Raw genomic sequence first — 22,994 nt, 5'->3', positions numbered from 1 at the left:
TCAACCCTAAAGAAGGCCGCCCGAGTGGGCGGCCTTGGATCACTATGGCGCAGGTTGCGCTTTCATTTTCTCGGCAATCTTCGCATCCACGCCCGCTCGAATCTGGTCGATACTGAAGCTGGCCGGTTTCTGGCTGGGCGGGTACTCGACAAACGTTTCGAGGAACTTGGCCGATTTGGTCACCGCCACCGCGACCAGATAGACGTTTTTGGTGCTCCAGTCGTAATACTGATCGGAGACCACGTCAGCCCGTTCATAGGGGTCCATGCGCAGGTTGAGGATCTTCGGCACCCGCAGGCACACGAACGGCTCGCTCCACACCTTGAACCCACCCGGTGCCCGCTGTTCGCAATACACTGCCTTCCAGTTGCCAAAACGTGCGGACACCAAGACCCCGTCATCGTTGAAGTAGTAGAACTCGTCGCGCGCGCCCTTCGGTTCCTGGCCGGTCAGGTAGGGCAGTTGGTTGAACCCATCCAGATGCACCTTGAAGTTGCTGCCTCCGGTCACGGGCGCCCAGCCTTTGAGCAGTTTGTTTTTCACGTCACTGTCACCGGCTGCGGCCAACAGCGTGGGGAACCAGTCCATGCCCGAGAACATCTCGTTGGAGACCTCGGCGGGCTTGATCTTGCCCGGCCAACGAATCATCGCCGGCACTCGATAGGCACCTTCCCAGTTGGAGTTCTTCTCGTTACGGAATGGCGTCGTCGCCGCGTCCGGCCAAGAGAACTGGTTCGGCCCGTTGTCGGTGGTGTAGACCACGATGGTGTTGTCGGCGATCTTCAGGTCGTCGAGGGTTTGCAGGAGTTTGCCCACGTCACCGTCGTGCTCCACCATGCCGTCCGCGTATTCGTTGCCGGGCATGCCGCTCTGGCCCTTCATCGATTCGCGTACATGGGTGAACAAGTGCATGCGCGTGGTGTTCATCCACACGAAGAACGGTTTGTTGGCTTCGGCTTGTTTCTTGATGAACGCCTGGGCCGCGGCGGTGGTTTCGTCGTCGATGGTTTCCATGCGCTTGGTGGTCAAGGCGCCGGTGTCTTCGATCTTGCCATCGGCGAAGCTGTGGATCACCCCGCGCGGGGAGTTGGCCTTGACGAACTCCGCATCGTCCTTGGGCCAATAGGGACGTTCCGGCTCTTCCTCGGCGTTGAGGTGATAGAGGTTGCCGAAAAACTCGTCGAAACCGTGGTTGGTCGGCAAGTATTCGTCCTTGTCGCCCAGGTGGTTCTTGCCGAATTGCCCGGTGGCATACCCCAGGGATTTAAGCGCCTGGGCAATGGTGATATCGCGTTTTTGCAAACCCACCGATGCACCGGGGGCGCCCACCTTCGACAGGCCCGTGCGCAACGGCGTCTGGCCAGTGATGAAGGACGAACGTCCAGCGGTGCAGCTGTTCTCCGCGTAGTAGTCGGTGAACATCATGCCTTCTTTGGCGATACGGTCGATATTCGGGGTCTTGTAGCCAACCACGCCCATGGAATAGGCGCTGATATTGGTTTGCCCGATGTCATCGCCGAAGATCACCAGGATATTCGGCTTTTCGGCCGCCCAGGCGGATGCCGAGGCGCCGATCACCGAAACCGCCACCAGGGCGAGTTTCGGCAGCCACTTACGTATGCGAGTCATAAGACTTGCTCCTTTTAGGGCTTGAGTCGCATTGCCTGCGACCAACGTTTTTAACAGTCCATCGCGACGTCTTTTCTTATTGCACCTTCACTTGCACAGCTGGATCGAACGGATAGATACGGCCCCAGTCGCTTGCCATATCCACCACGGTCCACTGCTGTTGCTTGGCCAGGTCCAGTGCCTTGTCCAGGCGCCCCACCTGAGAATTGCGGTCGTAGGCCCATTCGCGCTGGGCGTCGGTGTGGTGCACCAGGCCCATCAAGCGTTTGCCAGGGCCGGCGGCGGTCCATTGCAGCATTTGCAGGTCGCCGTCGGAGTTGCCGAAGGCCAGGATCGGCCGACGCCCGATGATGGCGTCGATGCTTTCCGGCTTGCCTGGGCCGTCATCGTTGTGTGCCAGCTTGGCGGTGCGCAGCACCTGCGGCTTGCCGTCCTTGAGCTGGAATTGGGTGACGAAGTTGGAGCCGATCACCTGCTCAGGCGGCACGCCATACACCTCTTCGGCGAAGGCGCGCATGAAGGCGGTATCGCCCCCGGAGACGATGTAAGTCTTGAATTGCTGGCTGCGCAGGTAGTCGAGCATTTCCAGCATGGGCTGGTAGATCATCTGGTCGAACGGCTTGCCGGTCTTGGGGTGACGGGCCTGCTTGAGCCAGTTCTTGGCATTGTCGATGAAGGCTTCGGTAGTGACCCCGGTGTGGGTGGCGCCGATGATTTTCAACAAGCCGTCCATGCCGGCAGCGGCAAGGGCCTTGTGGTCGCCTTCGAGCACGGCCTGGAACGGCTGGGTGGTTTTCCATTCCGGATGCTGCGGCGCCAGGCGCTTGACCTCGTCGAAGGCGAACAGCACTTCGAAGTACGCCGGATGCTCGGTCCACAGCGTGCCGTCATTGTCGAACACGGCGATGCGTTCGGCGGGCTTCACGTAGTCCTTGGAGCCTTCGGCGGTCACCGCCTGGACGAACTCGATGATCTGCTTTTTGTTCGGGCCTTCGTTCCATGACGGCAGCGGATCGGCCGCCAGGGCAGGCAGGCTCAGGAGGAGGAGAAGGGGCAGGGCAGAACGCAGCGACGTCATGGGAAGTCCTTTTCGTGACGAGGGTTCAGTGGAACCAAGCGTAGTTGACGACAGGCCCAGCGCAATGCTGGCCATGCCTTTCGCCACAATGACCGCAGGCGGGGCCATAGGGCACGGATCAGATAAGCCGCCAGCACCAGCACGACGATGGCCGCCATCCATCCCAGCAAATGCCGCGACAGCTGCCAGCGTGCGTGCTGCCCGAGCGCCTTGAGGTCGTCGGTGACGGAAAAGGTCGGCGTGTAGGCGCTGGTAGCCTGGGCCTTGAATGTCAGCGCGGGTAACTGCGCGATTTGCAGGCGATGGTTGCGGCTGTCCCACCATTTCAGCTGGAGGGCGGGCAGGGTGTAATGGCCGCCTTTTTCCACGCGATACACCAAGTGATCGATGCGTTGGCCACCGGTGACAGTGCCGCGTCCGTCATCCAGGTTGCTGATGGCAGGCGCCTGCGGGTATCGGCGAAGCCCGCTGATTTCAGCCGCAGCAGGTGGCGGCAGCGACAGTCCTGGCGTGTTGTCGGCTTGAAGGGTCACTGTACGCGTTACGCTGTCGCCAACCTTGAGGTCACCGGCCGCAAGTGTCTGGCTCAGCCGTAAGCCGCTGGCGACCAGCACAGGTTCACCGGGCGCAAACCCCGGTGGCTGAGTGGCCTCAAAGGTCAGCGGCGCACTCTGCGCACTCAGCGGAGCGCTGGCCTGGCCCGGTTGGGCACTGACCGTCAGCGCGGGCACGCTGAAGTGTTGCGCCGTCGCCGGCGTGATCAGGTAGGCGTAGCGCATCCCGTAGAAGGTTTGCCCGTCGATCACCTGTGTGGTGTGTTCTGCCTCGCCCCCCGGTTGCTGTACGCGCGCGCCCGCCAGTTTCAGGTCCGGCAATGTCGCGGCGGCGGTGAACCAGGTGTCGGTCAGCACATCCACCTGCACCTGCAACTGCTCGCCCACGACCACTGAAGCGCCGGGGATCAGCTGCGCATTCACCCGCAACTGCGGTTCGGCCGCCCATAACGGCCCCGACACCAACAGCAACACGCCCCAGTAGCGCTTCATGGCCGCGCCTCCTGGTCTTGCAAGCTGAATTTGCGGCGCAGAAAGTTGGCCGGCGACGTGGTCAGGTTCTGCAACCACAGGGCGTCATTATTCGCCTGTTGGGTCTGAATCGCTTTGCTCTGCCCCTTGCCCGGCGCTTTGTCGAACTTGATCTCATCCGGCTTGACCTGCGGCGTGTTGTTCGCCGCGCTTTCGGTGTCTGTTTTCAGGGCAAGCGCCAGGGCCAGGTTGGCCGTGGCTTCAGGGAAGTCGGGTTGCAACCGCAAGGCTTGTTGATAGGCCGCGATGGCGTCATCGAACTTGAAGCGACGCACATGGATATTGCCCAGATAGAACGCTGCTTGCGCGGTGTTCATGGTAGCGAAGGTGGTTTGGGCCAGGTCGTAATCGGCGGCGTTGTAGGCGGCGATGCCTTTCCAGTAAGGGTCGACGAACAACGCGGCGGCCTGCGGGTAATGATGGTGCTCGAAGGCCCAGCGGCCTTGCTGATCGGGCGTCATGAACGGATTGGCCTCGGCTTGCGTCGGCGGCAGCAGCAGGCCGAGCAGCGCCACTGCCGTCCAGTTCAGGCTCCAGCCCTTGCGCACACTCAACAACGCCAACAGCAGTAACGGCCAGCACAGCCAATAGCCGGCGTCTTTCCATTGCAACAGGCGTTGCTGCTCGTCGACGTTCTGGAAGTGCTGCTGGGCGTGCAGTTCGATCCAGTCCAGATCATCGTCATTCAGGGTCAGGCTGCCCAGCGGTGCCTTCAGGGCCGAGGCCAATGGCTTGAGCGTAGGACTGCTGCCAAGGGCCAGGATCAGGATTTGCGGCGCATTGTCCTTGAGGGCGGGCAGTTGGGCGACATCGGCGCCATCCGTCACCAGTAGCAAGGTGCCGGGCGATTGCTGCAACAGGCGCTTGGCCTGTTCGATCACGCCAGCCACATCCTTGCCGGACTTGCTGATCAAGTCGGTGCCCAATGCCTGAATGAAGGTATCGAGCAAGGCTGGATCATCGGTGGGCGGTAACACCAGATAGGCGCTGCCGGCGTAGACCAGCAACGCGGTGCGCGCGCCTTTGCGGCGCTCGACCAGGTCATGCAGCTTGTGTTTGGCGGCGGTGAGGCGCGTGGGCGGCACATCGGCAGTGTCCATGGACGCTGACAGGTCCACGGCGATGATCAGCGGTGCGCGGTTCTCAAGGAAATCCGGGCGGTCCTGCTGCCAGGTCGGTCCCGCAGCGGCGAAGGCACCGACGACCAGCAGCGCACTCACTAAGTGCACCGGGCGCAGGCGATGGGGGGCGGTCGGCGTGAGCAGTAAATGCGGCAACAGGTGCGGGGCGATCGTGCCGCGCAGGCGGCGCTGCAGATCACGACTGCGCTGCCACACCCACGGCAGCAGTACACCCAATGGCGCCAATAACAGCCAGGCAGGACGCAGAAAGTGGAAGTCACTGAAGTCCATCAGCACGCTCCCGTTTCCATCGATGCGGCCACATTGCGGCGATCAGGTGATACACCACCAACACGATCAGCGCGGCACACAGCGGCCACCAGAACAGGTCGCGCTTGGGCTGATGGCTGAGGGTTTTCACCTGATGCGGTGTGATCTTGTCGAGCGTGGCGTAGACCTGATCCAGACTGTCGCGGTCTTCGGCACGGAAATAACGCCCACCCGTGGCGCTGGCAATGTCTTGCAAGGCGTTGAGGTTGACCTTGGCTTCGCCGCTGGCCTGCGGGTCGCCGATGCCGATGGTGTGGATGATCACGCCCTTGGCAGCAGCCATTTCGGCGGCGTGGTCCGGGGTGATGGCGCTGCTGGTGTCATTGCCATCGGTGAGCAGGATCAGCACTTTTTCCGGTTCATGGGCCTGGTCCAGCAGCTTGAGGCCAAGGCCAATGGCGTCGCCGATGGCGGTGTTCGGCCCGGCCATGCCGATGCCGCTGTCGTCCAATAACAGCGATAGGCTGGCATGGTCGAGGGTCAAGGGGGCCTGGGGGTAGGCGCCGCTGCCGAACAGGATCAGGCCGATACGGTCGTCCTTGCGCTGCTGGATAAAGCCATGCACCACCTGTTTGACGGCGGCCAGGCGGTCGATCTTGTGGCCGTTGGCGTCGGTAAAGTCCTCGGTTTCCATGGATTGGGAGATATCGATGGCCAGCATCAGGTCGCGCACCGGTTGTTGGCGTTCGATGGGTTTTTCCACCCAGACCGGCCGGGCGACCGCCAGCACCAGCAACGCCCACACCAGCAGATTGAGCAGCAACTGGCTGCGATGACTCCGGGCGCTGCGGGTAGACGCTACACCGACCGCCTGGCGCATGCCGCCGAAAAACGGCACGCGCACCGCACTGCGCGCTTCGCGATACACCGGCAGGTAGCGGTAGGCCAACCACGGCAGCGGCAGCATCAATAGCAGCCAGGGATAGTCAAGCTGCCACATGGTGTTGCTCCACCCAGGCCTTGCACTGGGCCAGCAGTTGCGGGTCCTGCGGCGCAGGGCCGTAGGCCAGCTGGGCCAGCCGTTGAGCGAGGTCGTCGGGAATCGGACCTCTGGCGTGGCGTTGCAGGAAGGCTTGCCACTCGGCGCCATGCAAGGTCGGGATACGTTGCTGTTCTTCCACAGGAAGCGGCATCGACAGCGCGACGCGCTTGAGCAGTTCGGGCAGCTCGCGCAGGTCTTCCAAGGTGTCCAGCCGCACCAGCGCTTCACGCCGGTAGGCATCACGCCGCCAGCGCAACCATTTGCGGCCTGCCAGCACCAGCAACGCCAGCACCACAACGCCCAGCAACACGCCCCAGCCCCAGGTCTGCGGCCAGTAACTGACCGGCGCAGGCAAGCTCAACTCCGTGAGTTGCTCGATGCTTGGCACGTGACGGCTCACCGACGTTTCCCCAGTTCACTGCGCAACTGATCGGCGGCGGGCAGGGCGGTGCTGATCATCAGCAGTGGTACTTGGCTGCGGCGCAGCAGGTTAGCGACATCCTTCAAGCGTCCGCCGAGAAAATCCCCCAGGGGTTGGCGCACCTGGCGCTGGTCCACCGCCAGTTCCACCTGCAACTGGCCTTGGGTGACCCGCAGCTGTCCACGGCTGGGCACGTTGAGTGCCAACGGGTCATACACCTGCAACGCGATCACGTCGTTGTGCGCTGACAGTTGCTGCATCAGTTGCAAAGTACGCGGGCCGGCGCCGGCAAAATCGCTGACCAGGCAGATCAGGTGATCGTGGCCCGCCACGGCCAGGCACTGCTGCAATACTTTGTCCAACTGGCCGTCGCCTTCATGGTCAGGGTTATTCGCCGTCAACGCCGCATTTTGCTGAGCGATGTGACTGCACAAGGCTTCCACGCGTTTGCGGCTGCGCAAGGGCGCCACACTGTCGACACGCTGGTCGTTGAACACCAGGCCGCCGACCCGATCCCCGGCGTTGAACACCATCCACGCCGCCAGCGCGCCCAACTCTGCGGCGACGGCGGACTTGAAGCTGCGCACCGAGCCGAAAAACATCGACATGCGCTGGTCCACCACGATCAGCGCCGGGCGGTCGCGCTCTTCGGTAAAGGTGCGCACCACCGGTTTGCCGGTGCGCAGCGAGGCACGCCAGTCCAGGTGGCGCAGGTCGTCGCCCGGTTGGTAACGGCGCAGCTCATCGAAATTCAGGCCTCGGCCGCGCAGGCGTGACGCATGGTTGCCCGCCAGGATGCTGCCTTGGGGCTGACGCGCGACAAAGCTCAGGTCGCGGGCCTGGAATTGCAAGGCCATCAATTGCGCCAGGCTGACGTAGACAAACCCGTCGGCGTTCATGCGGGAATCGCTACTTTGCTGAGCAGCCGGTCAAGCACCTGATCAGCCGTCACGCCATCCGCCACCGCGTCATAGCTCAATTGCAGGCGATGGCGCAGCACCGGATGGGCGACGGCCTGCACGTTGTCCGGCGTGACAAAGGCCTGGCCTTGCAACCAGGCATCGGCCCGCGCGCAGCGGTCCAGGCCAATGCCGCCACGGGGGCTGGCGCCGAGGCTGATCCAGCGCGCCAGGTCGGCGTCGTAGTCGGCGGGGTGGCGGGTGGCGTTGATCAGGTCAATCAGATAGCGGTCGATGGCCGGCGACACCTGGATCGCGCTGACTTCCTGGCGTGCGGCAAAAATCACCTCCTGCGCCAAGGTAAAGCCTTGGACCGCCTGGGTAACTGACGCCTGTTCTTCTTCGCGCAACAGGCGCAACACCTGGCTTTCGTTGGCGGCGCTGGGGTAGTCCAGCAACAGCTTCATCACAAAGCGGTCCATCTGGGCTTCCGGCAGTGGGTAAGTGCCTTCCTGCTCGATGGGGTTTTGCGTGGCCACCACGATAAACAGCTGCGGCAGCGGGTGACTGGCGCCGGCCACGGTGATTTGTCGTTCTTCCATGGCTTCCAGCAACGCCGCCTGGACCTTGGCCGGTGCGCGGTTGATTTCATCGGCGAGGATCAGGTTGCCGAACAGTGGGCCGGGCTGGAAGCGGATCTGGTTCTGGCCGTCGACCTGATGCAGTACTTCGGCGCCGGTGATGTCCGAGGGCAGCAGGTCCGGGGTGAACTGGATGCGACTCATCTTGGCGTCGAGGTGCCGGGCCAGGGCCTTGACCGTGCGAGTCTTGGCCAGCCCCGGCAGGCTCTCCAGCAACAGGTGGCCGTTGGCGAGCAGGCCGAGCAGGATCTGGCGGATCACCTGGTCCTGGCCGAGCACGCTTTCGGCCATGCTGGCTTGCAAGGCGTTCAAATCGTTGAGTGCGGTCATGCCTTTCCTCCTTGAAGGGCATGAAGACGCACGCCCTTCGTTCCATGAAAGTCGGCCTGAATCTGGGGGGTACGTGCCCGCGGGCACGTGGTATTACTTGAGCGGGGTCAAGGGTGGCAGTTTCCATTGACCATTACCGACCTCAGGCTTGGGCAGGTAAATGCGCAATACCGCGTAGAACGGGCCCGGTGGGGCCGGCAACCAGTTGCTCTGTTCGGCTTTCGGTGGCTCGTGGTGCTGCAGGGCCAAAGTCAGGCCGCCATCGGCATCACGCTTGAGGCTGGACAGCATCCGCGAGTTGATCAGGTAGCGTTTCTTATGGTTGGGCACCAGCAGTTTGGTCTTGCCGTCGTACATGGTCAGCGACCAGAAGGCATCGGCCGGTGGCAACTGGTCCTTGGCGAAATGCACCGTATAGCTGTGGCGTGCGCCGTTGGCGGGTTTTCCCTCGCTGTCGACGAAATAGCCCAAGTAGGCGGCCTCATCGGTGGAGTTGCCGAAAATGCCCATGTCGGCACCGGCGTAGCGGTACAGGTAGTTGTTTTTCAGGCGATCCCGGCTGCCGAACAGGTCACCGCTGCTGACTTGGTGGGTGTCGACCTTGTCTTTTTTGAACGCCGCAAACTCAGCGCGCGCATCGGAGATGCCGTCTTCCAGGGCTTTGCGTTGTTCGGCGGTCAAGTCCTTGAGCTTGAACGGCGCACCGGGGGCGATACCGATCTTGGCGAAACGCGCCAGCAGGTCTTTTTCGCTGTCCTGGGGCGCGGCGAAGGTCAGCATGAAGTTCAGGTAGCGGAACAGCTGCGGGCCTTCAGTCATGGACGCCATTGGCTTGGGCCATTCGATCTTTGGCGCCTTGGCCGGCGCGGCCTGCTTCACATAACTGCTCAGCGCCTGGACTTTGTAGCCGCTCTGGATCTGCTTGACCTTGCCCAGGTCTTTGTCGTCGAACAGCTGCGTGCGGTACAGGGCATAGGCGATATTGCTTTCGCTGTAGACGACGCGGTCGACATTCACCGGCTGCTGACCCTTCCAGTCCGGGCCGGCGATCATGTAGTGACCGCCGTTGTTGCCGGTACTGCGGGTGCCCAGGTAAGCGAAGTTCTGCGTGTACAGGTCGATCAACTGCACCGAGTAGTAGCGGTTGTCCTCGATCTTGGGCAGGGTCAGCACCAGCGGTTCGCGGCGCAGGTCCATCCAGACGAACGAGTAGGGCGTGTCGGAGTTGGGGGTGACGAACGCCGTGTCCTTGGGGGTGAACACTTGCGCGGTGTTGCCGATCTGGTTGAAGGGCGCCTTGAAGTTGGCACCGCCCTTGTCAACGGCCTGGGTGTAGAGCGTCTTGTACATTTCCACCACCGGAAAGCCATACAGATAGGCTTCCTTGGCAATCGCCCGGGCCTCGCTCGGAGTGGCCGTGAAGTCGGCCCAGGCGCCGGTACTCATGAGTATCGAGAGGCTCGCCAACAGCAGGCGCGTCGGTTTTCCAATCATGTTGTTGCGTCCTTCCAGAGATCTTTTTTGAGGGCGTGGGATGAAACCGCCGAGTTAACCGGTTTATTTGCCGAACGTCACGTTAATCCCTGCGAACAAGGTGAACTGGGGCAAGCCGTCACCTTTGCGCGCTACCGTCCACTGTGGCTCGACAAAGGCATTGACGATGTTGCTCCCGGCTTTCCAGGCCTTGCCCGCGCCAAACCCGATGGGAATGTAGTGGGTGTCGTTCTTCAAATCGAAGGTCCAGGTGCCCGTGGAACGCAGGTACCAGCCTTTCGGCAGGTTATGAATGATAAACGGCTGGAAAGTTGCACTCTCGACGTGCGGGCGGTCGCGATCGCCGGCAAATGAGCTTTGGTATTGCACCAGCGCGCCCAATAATCCCCTGGGCGAAGCGTCGATGGCGATTGCCGCCAGGCCGGCCTGCCATTTGCCGGTGCCCAGTTCGTCATGTTCGGCGGTGGGGGCGGTGATTTGCGGACCAATGCCCAGCTGCACGCCGTCGGTCTTGAGCAGGAAGATATCGAACAGGTTCAGGTCGCCAATGCCTGTGCTGTAGCCGGTATGTGGATCGGGGCGGGTGCTGAGGGGGAGTGTGGCGCGCAGCAGTTGCGGCACGCCGATGAAATCTGACGGTGCAATCGGCAGGGTGCCGCGCAACAACAGGTCGTTGGTGTGGGCGTTGCTGTCGTACAGGCGTGGCGTGTAGTAGTCCTGCAGGTTGGCGCCTGGCGCGAGGTTCAGGGGGTTATTGCTCTTGTTGGCCGTCTCGGCGTTATCCGCCAAAGCTGGCAGTACGAAAACAGCCAGCATCAATGCCGACGCGTACGGTGACCCGAACATGTGCGCTCCCCCATACCTGGGTGACTATCCCTTCTGATTAATACCTGTAGGGCATGTCGGTTGAAGCTAGCAGCTAAATCCAGGCGCGCTAGCCATCCAAACGAATTAGTTGCGTAGGGCGGGATGTTTCAGACGTGTGCAAAAGGCCGCAAATGGCCGCCCTGGCTGGGCGGCCATGCACAAAAGAGGGGTCAGGCGGTGGGCAGCATCGATTTGACTTTGTCGCGTAATTGATCGATCGAGAACGGTTTGGCGATCACCTGCATGCCGGCAGGCACGTCGATATTCTCGGCATAACCGCTGGCGAACAGGATGGGCAGTGCAGGGCGCAACTCGCGCACTTTGGTTGCCAGTTGCTTGCCGTCCATGTCCGGCAGGCCGACGTCGGTCATCATCAGGTCGATCACCTGCGCGGCGTTTTGCACCACTGCCAGCGCTTCTTCAGCGTCGGCAGCCTCCAAGACATTGAATTCCAACTCCTCCAGGACATCGACGATCAGCATGCGCACGATGGCATCGTCTTCGACGACAAGGATGGTGGAGGTGACTGCGGACATAATATGGAATTCCCAAAAAAGGCGAGGTTTACACGCGGCCGTTCTGACAGGCCTCTTCCTTGAGTAAGCGCGCACTCATGACAAGTTCCCGCGGGCCGTAAAAACAATGCGATAGAAAAGATCAGGGAGAATAGCCTGTTCTTTTGTAGGAATCAGTACAAAACCGTTCCAGAAAAATGGTCTTGGATGCCACTTTGGGGCAAACTCCCGGTTTTTCCACACTTGGCCAAGGCATGCCCATGACCCCTGCGTCGTCCGTCGATGAAAAGAGCTTTCGTAACCTCCTGAGCCGAAACGTCGCACTGCCCCTGGGTGTAGGCGTACTCAGTGCGGTGTTTTTCGTCTGCCTGATCACCTACCTGTTGACGGTGATCCAGTGGGTCGAACACACCGACCGGGTGATCAATAACCTCAATGAGTCGTCCAAGCTGACGGTGGACCTTGAGACCGGCATGCGCGGTTTCCTGATCACCGGTGACGAGCATTTCCTCGACCCTTACGAAGTGGCCAAGCCGCGAATCATTGCCGATTTGCGTAATTTGCAGGAGCTGGTGGCCGACAATCCGCAGCAAGTGGATCGTCTAAAGCGCCTGGAAGCCCTGCAAATCGAGTGGAACAAATACGCCCAGTCGATGATTGATATGCAGCGTGAGAGCGGTGACTACCGCAGCGCAGTCAAGGCGGGGCGTGGCAAGCGCCTGACGGACGAGATCCGCAAGGAATACGACGACGCGGTGGCGATGGAACAGCAGTTCCGCATCACCCGCAATGAGGAAGTCACCCGCACCACCGTGATCAGCGTCACCCTGTACCTGGCATTTGTGCTCGGCCTGAGTGGTTTTCTGGCATACATCGGCCGTAAGAATTTAATTTCATTATCAGAGAGTTACAGCGCAAACCTCGCGTCACAGCAGAAGATTGCACGGCGCCTGGAGCAACAGGCCTGGTTGCGTAACGGCCAGACTGAACTGGCGGAACAAGTGCTCGGCCAGCTCACGCTGAACATGCTGGGCCGCAACATCCTGCAATTCTTTGCCCAGTACATGGGCTCAGCCGTCGCCGCGCTGTACGTGCGTGAAGAGCACGGCGGGCTCAAACGTGTCGCCACTTATGGTTTCTCCCGCGAGCAGGAGCAGAAGGAACAGTCGATCTACAGCGACGAGGGCATCGTTGGGCAAGCAGCCCAGCTGGATCGCCTGATTCGCCTGGACGATGTGCCGGTGGACTACTTCAAGGTCAGCTCCGGCCTGGGCGAAGGTTCGACCCGCAGCGTGCTGGTGATGCCGACCAGTGACGATGACCGCGTCAACGGTGTGATCGAACTGGGCTTCCTGCGTCCTCTGGAAGAACGTGACGTCGAGCTGCTGGAGCTGATCGCCGGGAATATCGGCACATCCATCGAAGCCGCCCGTTATCGCCAGCGCCTGCAGGAAGTGCTGGCCGAGACTCAGCAGCTCAACGAAGAGCTGCAAGTGCAGCAAGAAGAACTCAAGACCGCCAACGAAGAACTCGAAGAACAGTCGCGCATCCTCAAGGAATCCCAGGCCCACCTGGAAACCCAACAGGCCGAGCTGGAGCAGACCAACGAGCAGTTGGCCGAACAGACCGAAACCCTGGCCCAGCAACGCGACGCCATGGACCGCAAGAACGCTGAACTCAGCCAGGCGCAGCTCGAACTGGAAGACCGTGCCGACGAGTTGCAACGTTCCAGCAAGTACAAGTCCGAATTCCTCGCCAACATGTCCCACGAGCTGCGCACACCGCTGAACAGCTCGCTGATCCTGGCCAAATTGCTGGCGGAGAACCCCCAGGAAAACCTCAGCGCCGAACAGGTCAAGTTTGCCGAGTCGATCTATTCCGCCGGCAATGACCTGCTCAACCTGATCAACGACATCCTGGATATTTCCAAGGTCGAGGCCGGCAAGCTGGAAATGCGTCCGGAAAACTCCAGCGTGGCACGCCTGGTCGATGGCCTGCGCGGCATGTTCGAACCACTGGCGGCCGATCGCAAGCTGGGCTTCCAGGTGGAAGTGCAGGAAGGCGCGCCGGGCATGCTGTTCACCGATCGCCAGCGCCTGGAGCAGATCCTCAAGAACTTGTTGTCCAACGCGGTCAAGTTCACCGAACAGGGCGACGTCAGCCTGTCGGTGTCCCGTGCACCGGGGGAGGGCATTGCCTTTACCGTGCGCGATTCCGGCATTGGTATCGCGCCGGACCAGCAGGAAAGCATCTTCGAAGCCTTCCGCCAGGCGGATGGCACCACCAACCGTCGCTACGGCGGCACGGGCCTCGGCCTGTCGATTTCCCGCGACCTGGCGACCCTGCTGGGAGGCTATATCAGCGTGACCAGCGAGCCAGGCAAAGGCAGTATTTTCACGCTGGTCCTGCCGGAACAGTATGTCGAGCGCGAAGAAGACGCTGCCCCCATTGAGCAACCGCGCCAAGTTGTGGTGGCGCCTGCGCCGACGCCCGTGAAGGTGTCGCCATTGCCGGTGGCCGACACCCAGCAGATCCCGCGCTTTGCCGACGACCGCGACAAGGCACCCTTCACCACGCGCTGCATCCTGGTAGTGGAAGACGAGCCCAACTTCGCCCGCATCCTCTTCGACCTGGCCCACGAGCTGGGCTACAACTGCCTGGTGGCCCACGGCGCGGACGAAGGCTACAGCCTGGCCGAAGAATACGTCCCCGACGCGATCCTGCTGGACATGCGCCTGCCGGACCATTCCGGGCTGACGGTGCTGCAACGCCTGAAAGAACACGCCAACACCCGGCATATCCCGGTGCATGTGATTTCCGTGGAAGACCGCGTCGAAGCGGCCATGCACATGGGCGCCATTGGTTATGCCGTCAAACCGACCACCCGCGAAGAACTCAAGGACGTGTTTGCGCGCCTGGAAGCCAAGCTGACCCAGAAGGTCAAGCGCGTGCTGCTGGTGGAAGACGATGACCTGCAGCGCGACAGCATTGCCCGCCTGATCGGCGACGATGACATCGAGATCACCGACGTCGGCTACGCCCAGGCCGCCTTGGACCTGCTGCGCACGAATATCTACGACTGCATGATCATCGACCTCAAGCTGCCGGACATGCTCGGCAACGAGCTGCTCAAGCGCATGGCGACTGAAGATATCTGCTCGTTCCCGCCGGTGATCGTCTACACCGGGCGCAACCTGACCCGCGATGAAGAGGCCGAGCTGCGCAAGTATTCGCGCTCGATCATCATCAAGGGCGCCCGCTCGCCAGAGCGCCTGCTGGATGAAGTCACACTCTTTCTGCACAAAGTCGAATCCCAGCTGTCCCATGACCGCCAGAAGATGCTCAAGACCGCGCGCAGCCGCGACAAGGTCTTCGAGGGGCGTAAAATCCTGCTGGTGGACGACGATGTACGCAACATCTTCGCCCTGACCAGCGCCCTGGAGCACAAAGGCGCCGTGGTGGTGATCGGGCGTAACGGCCGTGAAGCCATCGACAAACTCAATGAAGTCGACGATATCGACCTGGTGTTGATGGACGTGATGATGCCGGAAATGGACGGTTACGAGGCCACTGCCTTGATCCGCCAGGACCCGCGTTGGAAGAAGCTGCCGATCATTGCGGTGACGGCCAAGGCCATGAAGGACGATCAGGAACGCTGCCTGGCAGCGGGCTCCAATGATTACCTGGCCAAGCCGATCGATCTTGACCGTCTGTTCTCACTGATTCGCGTCTGGTTGCCAAAGATGGAACGCATTTAAGTGGAGCGAAGTTTTTTGGAAAAAAGCAGCGATATTGAGCTGCGCCTGTTGATCGAGGCGATTTACCTCAAGTACAGCTACGACTTCCGGGATTACTCCGGGGCGTCGGTGAAGCGGCGCGTGGCCCATGCCTTGCGCCAGTTCGACTGCGCGACCATCTCCGCCTTGCAGGAGCGTGTGCTGCATGACCCGGCGGCGTTCATGCAGTTGCTGCAGTTCTTGACGATTCCAGTGAGTGAGATGTTTCGCGACCCGTCGCATTTTCTGGCAATCCGCCAGGAAGTGGTGCCGCTGCTCAAGACCTATCCGTCGATCAAAATCTGGATCGCCGGCTGTAGCACGGGGGAGGAGGTGTACTCCATGGCGATCCTGCTGCGCGAGGAGGGTTTGCTGGAGCGTACGATCATCTACGCCACCGACATCAACCCGGCGTCGCTGGACAAGGCCAAGCAGGGCATCTTTTCCCTGGAGAACGTACGTGCCTACACCGCCAACTATCAGCAGGCCGGTGGGCAACGTTCATTTGCCGACTACTACACCGCGGCTTACGATTACGCGATCTTCGATAAAACGCTGCGAGAGAATGTCACCTTTGCCGATCACAGCTTGGCGACCGACAGTGTATTCTCAGAGACTCAATTAATTTCTTGTCGTAACGTGCTGATTTATTTCAATAAAAAATTGCAGGATCGCGCGTTCGGATTGTTCCATGAGTCGCTGTGCCATCGCGGCTTCCTGGTGCTGGGCAGCAAGGAAACCCTGGATTTCTCCGCCTACGGCAAACAGTTCGAACCCTTGGTCAAACAGGAACGGATCTACCGCAAACTATGAATCAAGCGGCTGCCAGCCCGGCATCGGTCCGGGGCATAGAAGCGATCGTCATCGGCGCCTCCGCCGGTGGCGTGGAGGCGTTGCTGACGATATTTGCCGAGCTGCCTGCCGATTTCGGCTTGCCGATCATCACCGTACTGCACTTGCCGGATGAGCGTCGCAGCCAATTGGCCGAAGTCTTCGACCGCCGCGTCGCCATGCCCGTGGTGGAGGCCCGTGACAAGGAAGTGATCAAGCCGGGCACCCTGTATTTTGCCGGCCCTGGCTATCACCTGTCGGTGGAGCATGACCGCAGCCTGTCCTTGAGCCAGGAAGACCGTGTGCACCATTCGCGGCCGGCGATTGATTTCCTCTTCGAGTCCGCCGCCGATGCCTATGGCACGGGCCTGCTGGCCATTCTGTTGACCGGCGCCAACCATGACGGCGCGCGCGGCCTGGCCCACGTCAAGCAACACGGTGGAACCACTGTGGTGCAAGAGCCCACAGAAGCACGCGTTGCCGTCATGCCCCGCGCAGCCTTGGCGCTGCACACACCCGACCACATTCTGACGCTGAGCCACATTGGCTCATTGCTGGCTTCCCTGGAATATTCCCCATGTTAAGTACTGTCCAGGCCAAACTGCTGATCGTCGACGATCTGCCGGAAAACCTGCTGGCCCTTGAAGCGCTGATCAAGCGCGAGGACCGCCAGGTGTTCAAGGCATTGAGCGCCGACGAAGCCTTGTCCCTGTTGCTGGAGCATGAGTTCGCCATGGCGATTCTCGATGTACAGATGCCCGGCATGAATGGTTTCGAGCTGGCCGAATTGATGCGCGGTGGCGAAAAGACCAAGAACATCCCGATTGTGTTCGTCAGCGCCGCCGGCCGCGAGCTCAATTACGCCTTCAAGGGCTATGAAAGCGGCGCCGTGGATTTCCTGCACAAGCCGTTGGATATCCATGCGGTGAAAAGCAAGGTCAACGTGTTCGTCGACCTGTTCCGCCAAAGCAAAGCCATGAAACAACAGGTCGAAGCCCTGGAGCGCAGCCGGCGCGAGCAGGAACTGCTGCTGACGCGCCTGCAGGCCACCCAGGCCGAGTTGGAGCAGGCGGTGCGCATGCGGGACGACTTCATGTCGATCGTCGCCCACGAAGTGCGTACGCCCCTTAACGGCCTGATCCTGGAGACCCAACTGCGCAAGATGCACCTGGCCCGTGACAACGCCGCCGCGTTCACCCTGGACAAGATGCACGCCATGGTCGACCGCGATGAGCGCCAGATCCAGAGCCTGATCCGCCTGATCGAAGACATGCTTGATGTCTCGCGCATCCGCACCGGCAAACTGTCGATACGTCCGGCGCGCTTCGACCTGACGCAGTTGGTGAGCAACCTGGTGGAAAACTTTGCGCCTCAAGTGGCTGCGGCGGATTCGTCCATGACACTGGCCGCCGACGGCCCGGTGGAAGGCAACTGGGACGAATTCCGTATCGAGCAAGTGGTGACCAACCTGCTGACCAATGCACTGCGTTACGGGGCCAAAAGTCCGGTAAAAGTGCGTGTGTACAGCGAGCATGGCGAGGCGCGGGTGGAAGTGCGCGACCATGGGATCGGCATCAGCGAAGAGAACCAGAAGCGTATTTTCCAGCAATTCGAGCGCGTCTCCGCCAGCCAAGTGGCGGCGGGCCTGGGCCTCGGGCTGTTCATTTCCGAGCAGATCGTTGCGGCCCATGGTGGCACTATCGAAGTCGAGAGCCAGATAGGCGAGGGCGCCTTGTTCCGGGTATGCCTGCCGTTGCAGGCCTCGGCATGAATTCAATCGTCACCTCGACGCAACCTCTGCGTGACCCCATGGTCGTAATTGCAGCAATTGACCGGACTAAGGCTTCCCATGAGTGAAGATGCACAAGATGTCGTTCTGATCGTCGAGGACGACGAATCCATTATGTTTGTGCTGGGTGAATACCTGGCCGGCCTGGGCTATCGGGTGTTGAAGGCGATTGATGGGGAGCAGGCCTTCGAAATCCTCGCGACCAAGCCGCACCTGGACCTGATGGTCACCGATTACCGCCTGCCCGGCGGGATTTCCGGGGTGCAGATCGCCGAGCCGGCGATCAAATTGCGCCCTGAGCTGAAAGTGATCTTCATCAGCGGTTACCCGCAGGAAATCCTCGACTGCAACAGCCCGATCACGCGCAATGCACCGATCCTGGCCAAGCCGTTTGATCTGGATACGCTGCAAGAGCATATCCAGCGGTTGTTGGCTTGAAAGAGGCGGCGTCTTTCCGTTGCGACGCCGCTGTTTTCAAAGGGTTGATGGCTTTAGTTTGTTGACATTGGCATTGAGCACGCTGGCCGGGGTAAAGGCGAACTGCCAACCTGCATTTCCATTAAATCCGTCGATGAAGTTCTGCAAGCCTTTGTGTTTGCCATTGCCAAGGTTGTAAACCGTCATTGCGCCACTGAGTTGGGGCGGGTTGCCATTCCTCACCATTGCCGCATCCAGGTCCAGGTTGTTCGTATTGAACAGCATCAACTCATTGCTACTGGTTTTCTGGACGTAAACAGTGTGACCAAACTGGCCATTTGGCGTGGAGTGCTTGAAATTAAGAAACCCAGACTCGGTAATCTCGACCGGGTTGAATGTATCTTTCAAGTTGCCTGGTTTGACCTCCATGAGCTCAAGGTAGCGGGTTGAATAATTAATGCCGTCACTGCCGGTCGTTGCGTCTGTAACGGCATCGAATACTTTGGGAGAGAGCGTCTTTTCAGCCTGCCCGACACGCAGGGACGCTTGATAACAGTTCAGCGCATGATTGTCCGGGTCTGCATGCAGTTTCTCCCAGTTCATCTTCAATTGTTGGTGGCTGAGAGGACGCGGCGCGGCGGACGGAATAATTTGCGCCTCGTACAGTTTTTTGAACTCCGGACCGAACACACTGTTTTTCTGTTGCCACTCATCGTCATGGTCAAATACCTTGAACTTCAGTGTGTTTGAATCGTTGGCGTGGGTTTTATACTGCACATTCATTTTTTTATCGTGAAACAGCTTTTTAAGGCCTCCTTCCATGTCCGCCGCGCTCGAAAACGTTGCGACACCGTGGTTGGGGTCATAAAAGTAAAAGCTTTTGACATCACCCTCGATTTTGACGCCGGCGGCCATTGCGTGGCCCGGAGAGTCAATCATCACCGACTTTGAAACCGCGGAATCGGCCAATCCCTTTACCATCTCTTGATAGGTCTCCAAGCGAGGGACTTTGCCGGCGTGGAAGGCCGTTTCGCCACCTACCTGGACCTGAAGCTTGCGCAGCGATTCCATGAACCGTCGGGAAGCGGGGTCTGTGGGAAAAGCCGCTGCGGTGTACATGTTCTTGATCAACAGATGATCCTTGCCCTCGGCCATAGCGCTCGCGAATGTGCGCGCCAATGCCGCGCATTGTCCTTCGGACAGTTGGGATGTCTGGCTGAAGTAAACCACTTGCGGCATGGGCGTCACGCTGCCGAAGCGCGGTTCTATATTGTCGATGAAACGGGCCACACCACGATGACCGAACGCGTAGGCGAGATCGTCGTATCTGCGCATCAAGACACCTGCCTGAAGGGCGGTCAGGTTTTGGTTACCGCCCAACTTGATCAGGTCCGCAATTTTTGAGGACTTTGATAGCCCGGGTACACTTGCCAGGGTTCCAGAGCTGTAGCCATTTTCAAATGCGTCCCTCTCGTTACCTTCCCGGTGCTTACGAACAGCTTTTTTCCAAGTGTTTACAACATTGTCATCGAGCTTGCTGACATCCCTCGTCGTCTCCCAGCCTCCCAAACGGTTCGTTTCCAGTCGTGCACTGGGCACGAAGTCATCCAGCGACTTGCCAAACGCCTGTCCGTTGGCCGTATCGAAAGCGTGCCATTTACCGCCGCTGAGCACGGCGGGCCCTTCAACAACGGTACCTTGCAGCTTGAATGTCCCGATGGCACTGGCGTCGAAGCGTTTGCTGGCCTTGAGCAGGTCATAGCTGTCGATACTGCCGCGTAGCCAACGGTAGGAATAGACGGAGCCGTTTGCTCCGGCCTTGGCTGATCGAACCGCCAGATTACCCAAACCGTCCAGAGGATTGAGCGTACTGATCGCTGCGCGCCCGACAATTTTTGCTCCTCGGGCGATTTTGCTGGCGACAGAGGCACCCAGCTGGAGGGCCTTGGCGCCTTTGGCTGCGGCACCCAATCCAAGCATGAAGCCGAAAGCATCCATGGTCAGGTCGATAATGCCTTCACCGTAGTTACCCTCACTGAAGTTTTTGATCGCGGACCTCAATGGAATCAAATTCAGCATGAACTCCGTGGCGGTCTTGTAAAAGGGCACTTCAGTGTCGAATGTGGTCAGCCCTAGGGCGGCTGCCTTGAGACCCTCAATATTCACCTCTTTCATCATCGCAGCAGCAATGTAGGAGGTGCGGTCACTGCTGAAGCTATTGGGTATGCCCGATGCACCTTTGGTTTCATCGGCTATGCCGCTGTCATAGGTGCCTGAGGGCACAACCTCCCGGTACGTCACAGATCCCTCTTGCTGCGAGACATCAAAGTCTCCCAAGTCATCGCGGTGGAGGATTTTGTTCTGCTTGATATCTATTTCGTAGATATTGACCTTACCCTCGCGTTCGGTCCTCACCAGCAGGCTATGGCCCTCAGACACGGTCGTCCTGCTTTTCACGACGCTGCGGCTGAAGTGATCATGCTCGGTGATGACTTGTTTGGCCAACGTGATCTTGCCAAACTCGAAATTGCGTCGGTGTTCCAGGCTCTGTGTCGATACGAGCTGTTTGACTTGGGTCGCCACGCTCTTGTTGATGCCGTCGGCGTAAAGGGGGAAGGCGACTCTGAAGTCGTTTTTCAAATGCGGAAGATCGATCAGAACGGGCAGTATTGTGTCGAGATCGACATCGGTTGACGTGGAGATCCACTGGTTTGCGCTGTCGGCCGTGTCCCGCGTAATCCCATCATAAAAACCCGGCGTCCCCTGCGCGCCGTCGTGCATATACAGATCAAGCAACGAGTAGGGGCCGGGGAAATCCAGGTGCTGACGTTTCAACTCGATGCATTTTTTCTCAAAGAGCCCGGGCGCCATATCAGGAAAGGCCTTGGCCAGTTCCTGCAATCCTTTTTGCTTCACATCGGGCATTACCCTCGAATGGGCGGCAGACGCCGCACTCAATTCGCTGATGTGTTGATCAAATGCCTGGCGCACCGTCAGCATGGACTCATCGGACGCAGGAAACTCCATCCCGTTGACGACCGCCCAATCCTTCAGCGCCTGTTGTTGCGCCTGGTACTCGACCTGGCGCTGCTCAAGGCTGATCGGCGCGATGTCGGCGGCGAGCATTACTTGCGCATACGTCATAGCCGCCGTAGCCCCCGGCGCGCTCGCCTCGATGCGTGAAACTGCGGTAGCGAAACTGACCCAGCTATGGGTACCGAACTTCACCGCATCGGGGATCCCCTTGACCAGCAACTCCGGGGCCTGAGAGGACAACAGCAGGTGTGCCAAAAGCTGAGCTTTTTCGTAGGAAGAGGACCTGCCGGTGTCAAGCAAGTGATCAGTCAGTGTCAGCACAATCTCTGAGGCCGTGTACGCACCATTTCTGGCATCTGTAAGCAAAAAACCCGCGATATTGCGTTTATCGCCTTGCTGCGCGTGCTGTGGATCGGCGCTCATGGCCGCCAGCAACCAATCATTCGCACTGCCGCTGACGGACCTGTTATTAAACCGGGCTTGAATCGCTTGACCCAGCGCACGGCCTTTTGGCGAGTTGATCAGGCGATCGAGCAACTGACGCGGATTGCTGAGCGCCTCAGGCGTGATGACTGCCTTATCCAGCAGGTATTCAAGCACGTTGGCGAATGGCGAAATGTCGATATCGCCAAAGGCCCCCTGACGCAGGTCTGCCATGAGTTCCAGTCGTGTGAGGTTGTCTGCGGGCAGCGGCCAGTCGAGCGCACCCGCGTAGTTGTCATGCTCGGGACGTACGGGGGGTGGCGTTATCAATGCCTTTACAATATTTTCCAACTGGGCGTGATCGGTTGGAATATCCCAGCCATTACTTGCAAACACCTGTCTGAGACTGGGTGTAGTGCCCGCATATTCAGAATCACTGTCGGGATGGACCGATGCATGGTAGTCCGTCAGATAGGTCGAGATCTCAGCCGTGCCCGACTGCAGTCCCGCGAGCAATGTCTTCAATGTTTCAGCGACATTGCGTCGGGTGTGCACGTTACCCAGCAAGGCTTTTTGCTGTGCCAAGGTGTCTTCGTCGCGCTGGGCGCGCAGCTCTGCGAACGCTGGATCGTTGATCACAGGAAAGCCTTTCCCGGCCGCAAAGTCCGCGACACGCTCCTGGGGTGTTGGGAGAGGCGAAACATTGCGTTCTCTGTAGAAATGACCGATCAGTGCCATCGGTGCAATGTTGCTGGTCTTGGCCTGAGGCGGCTTGAATGTCGCAAAATACGAACCGGCAGCAATAACGCGTGCGGCCATCATGAGGTGGCGGCTCGCGGCCGCCCACTGCGCATCGTCCTGTCCTACAGTGTGTATGACTTGCCGCGGGTCCAGGAGGCGTTTGAGCCGGAACATGACTTGTCCCGTGCCTGGGTTGATTTCCAATGAGTCCGGGTCAATGCCGCGCTCATTCATCCATTGCGTGATATCGGGCGCCTGGAACGCACGTCTCAACTGCGCCCACCATTGACCGAACGTCGAGTGGGCTGGAATGGGCGACACCTGACCGTCCAAAGCATGATCATCCAAGGACTTGGCCAGCGTTATTCCGTAGTGTTTTGACAGCTCCAGATCGCCTTGGCTGCGGGTGTTTTCTTGAGAAGGGGGAGATTCTATGGATTGGCTACTGGAAGCAGGGGGCGCTTGGGTGAGGGGGCGTTGCTGAAATTGGGTCAATGGCAGGTGGCGGGGCGCTGTATCGATAGGGCCGGCAACGGTCATAGGTTCGCTCGTCGGGATGTATGAATACCAGAGTGTTTGTATTCATAAC

The 22,994-nt window shown here is 59.8% G+C and carries 17 protein-coding genes; 5 read left to right on the top strand and 12 right to left on the bottom strand.

Annotated features, from left to right (window positions below):
* Positions 1–42 precede the first annotated feature (42 nt).
* The 11 genes from OZ428_RS17275 to OZ428_RS17225 all read right to left on the bottom strand — a co-directional run bounded on the left by OZ428_RS17275 (position 43) and on the right by OZ428_RS17225 (position 11,413).
* Positions 43–1,629, bottom strand: a complete 1,587-nt coding sequence (locus OZ428_RS17275) for an arylsulfatase (RefSeq protein ID WP_269130637.1) — start codon at positions 1,627–1,629, stop codon at positions 43–45.
* Between the two features lie 76 nt (positions 1,630–1,705).
* On the bottom strand, positions 1,706–2,707 hold the full coding sequence (locus tag OZ428_RS17270) for an HAD family hydrolase (protein WP_269130636.1): 1,002 nt from the start codon (positions 2,705–2,707) through the stop codon (positions 1,706–1,708).
* Positions 2,704–3,753 (bottom strand): hypothetical protein, encoded by a 1,050-nt coding sequence (locus OZ428_RS17265; RefSeq protein ID WP_269130635.1) that lies wholly within the window; start codon positions 3,751–3,753, stop codon positions 2,704–2,706. Before OZ428_RS17265 ends, OZ428_RS17270 begins: the two co-directional genes overlap by 4 nt.
* Positions 3,750–5,204 (bottom strand): vWA domain-containing protein, encoded by a 1,455-nt coding sequence (locus tag OZ428_RS17260; protein WP_269130634.1) that lies wholly within the window; start codon positions 5,202–5,204, stop codon positions 3,750–3,752. The genes OZ428_RS17265 and OZ428_RS17260 overlap by 4 nt, the downstream gene beginning before the upstream one ends.
* A complete protein-coding gene (locus tag OZ428_RS17255; protein WP_269130633.1) occupies positions 5,191–6,183 on the bottom strand; it encodes a vWA domain-containing protein in 993 nt (330 codons plus the stop codon). The genes OZ428_RS17260 and OZ428_RS17255 overlap by 14 nt, the downstream gene beginning before the upstream one ends.
* The gene (locus OZ428_RS17250) at positions 6,170–6,625 is read right to left on the bottom strand and encodes a DUF4381 domain-containing protein (protein WP_269130632.1); all 456 of its coding nucleotides are present in this window, start codon (positions 6,623–6,625) and stop codon (positions 6,170–6,172) included. Before OZ428_RS17250 ends, OZ428_RS17255 begins: the two co-directional genes overlap by 14 nt.
* Positions 6,622–7,545 carry a DUF58 domain-containing protein gene (locus OZ428_RS17245; RefSeq protein WP_269130631.1) on the bottom strand — a complete coding sequence of 308 codons (924 nt, stop codon included), beginning with the start codon at positions 7,543–7,545 and terminating at the stop codon, positions 6,622–6,624. The genes OZ428_RS17250 and OZ428_RS17245 overlap by 4 nt, the downstream gene beginning before the upstream one ends.
* A complete protein-coding gene (locus tag OZ428_RS17240; RefSeq protein WP_178954727.1) occupies positions 7,542–8,516 on the bottom strand; it encodes an AAA family ATPase in 975 nt (324 codons plus the stop codon). Before OZ428_RS17240 ends, OZ428_RS17245 begins: the two co-directional genes overlap by 4 nt.
* Before the next feature lie 93 nt (positions 8,517–8,609).
* The gene (locus tag OZ428_RS17235) at positions 8,610–10,010 is read right to left on the bottom strand and encodes a DUF1254 domain-containing protein (RefSeq protein ID WP_269130630.1); all 1,401 of its coding nucleotides are present in this window, start codon (positions 10,008–10,010) and stop codon (positions 8,610–8,612) included.
* Between the two features lie 63 nt (positions 10,011–10,073).
* Entirely contained in the window at positions 10,074–10,856 is a 783-nt protein-coding gene (locus OZ428_RS17230) for a hypothetical protein (protein WP_269130629.1), read from the bottom strand.
* Positions 10,857–11,047: 191 nt separating this feature from the next.
* Positions 11,048–11,413 (bottom strand): response regulator, encoded by a 366-nt coding sequence (locus OZ428_RS17225; protein ID WP_269130628.1) that lies wholly within the window; start codon positions 11,411–11,413, stop codon positions 11,048–11,050.
* A 239-nt stretch (positions 11,414–11,652) separates the two neighbouring features.
* Between OZ428_RS17225 and OZ428_RS17220 the strand changes: the two genes are divergently transcribed.
* The 5 genes from OZ428_RS17220 (at position 11,653) to OZ428_RS17200 (ending at position 18,226) form a co-directional block, all read left to right on the top strand.
* On the top strand, positions 11,653–15,150 hold the full coding sequence (locus OZ428_RS17220; RefSeq protein WP_269130627.1) for a response regulator: 3,498 nt from the start codon (positions 11,653–11,655) through the stop codon (positions 15,148–15,150).
* Positions 15,151–15,981: a CheR family methyltransferase gene (locus OZ428_RS17215; RefSeq protein ID WP_012724198.1), complete on the top strand. Its 831-nt coding sequence runs from the start codon at positions 15,151–15,153 to the stop codon at positions 15,979–15,981.
* A complete protein-coding gene (locus OZ428_RS17210) occupies positions 15,978–16,583 on the top strand; it encodes a chemotaxis protein CheB (RefSeq protein WP_033902898.1) in 606 nt (201 codons plus the stop codon). Before OZ428_RS17215 ends, OZ428_RS17210 begins: the two co-directional genes overlap by 4 nt.
* The gene (locus tag OZ428_RS17205) at positions 16,577–17,770 is read left to right on the top strand and encodes a hybrid sensor histidine kinase/response regulator (RefSeq protein WP_269130626.1); all 1,194 of its coding nucleotides are present in this window, start codon (positions 16,577–16,579) and stop codon (positions 17,768–17,770) included. The genes OZ428_RS17210 and OZ428_RS17205 overlap by 7 nt, the downstream gene beginning before the upstream one ends.
* 78 nt (positions 17,771–17,848) lie before the next feature.
* Positions 17,849–18,226 (top strand): response regulator, encoded by a 378-nt coding sequence (locus tag OZ428_RS17200; RefSeq protein ID WP_003217591.1) that lies wholly within the window; start codon positions 17,849–17,851, stop codon positions 18,224–18,226.
* A 36-nt stretch (positions 18,227–18,262) separates the two neighbouring features.
* Here OZ428_RS17200 and OZ428_RS17195 read toward each other — a convergent pair whose 3' ends face one another.
* Positions 18,263–22,945 (bottom strand): hypothetical protein, encoded by a 4,683-nt coding sequence (locus tag OZ428_RS17195; RefSeq protein WP_269130625.1) that lies wholly within the window; start codon positions 22,943–22,945, stop codon positions 18,263–18,265.
* Positions 22,946–22,994 lie beyond the last annotated feature (49 nt).

Source organism: Pseudomonas sp. GXZC (assembly GCF_026967615.1).
GTDB lineage: Bacteria > Pseudomonadota > Gammaproteobacteria > Pseudomonadales > Pseudomonadaceae > Aquipseudomonas > Aquipseudomonas azotoformans_A.
This window is presented reverse-complemented; position numbering and strand designations above follow the sequence as displayed.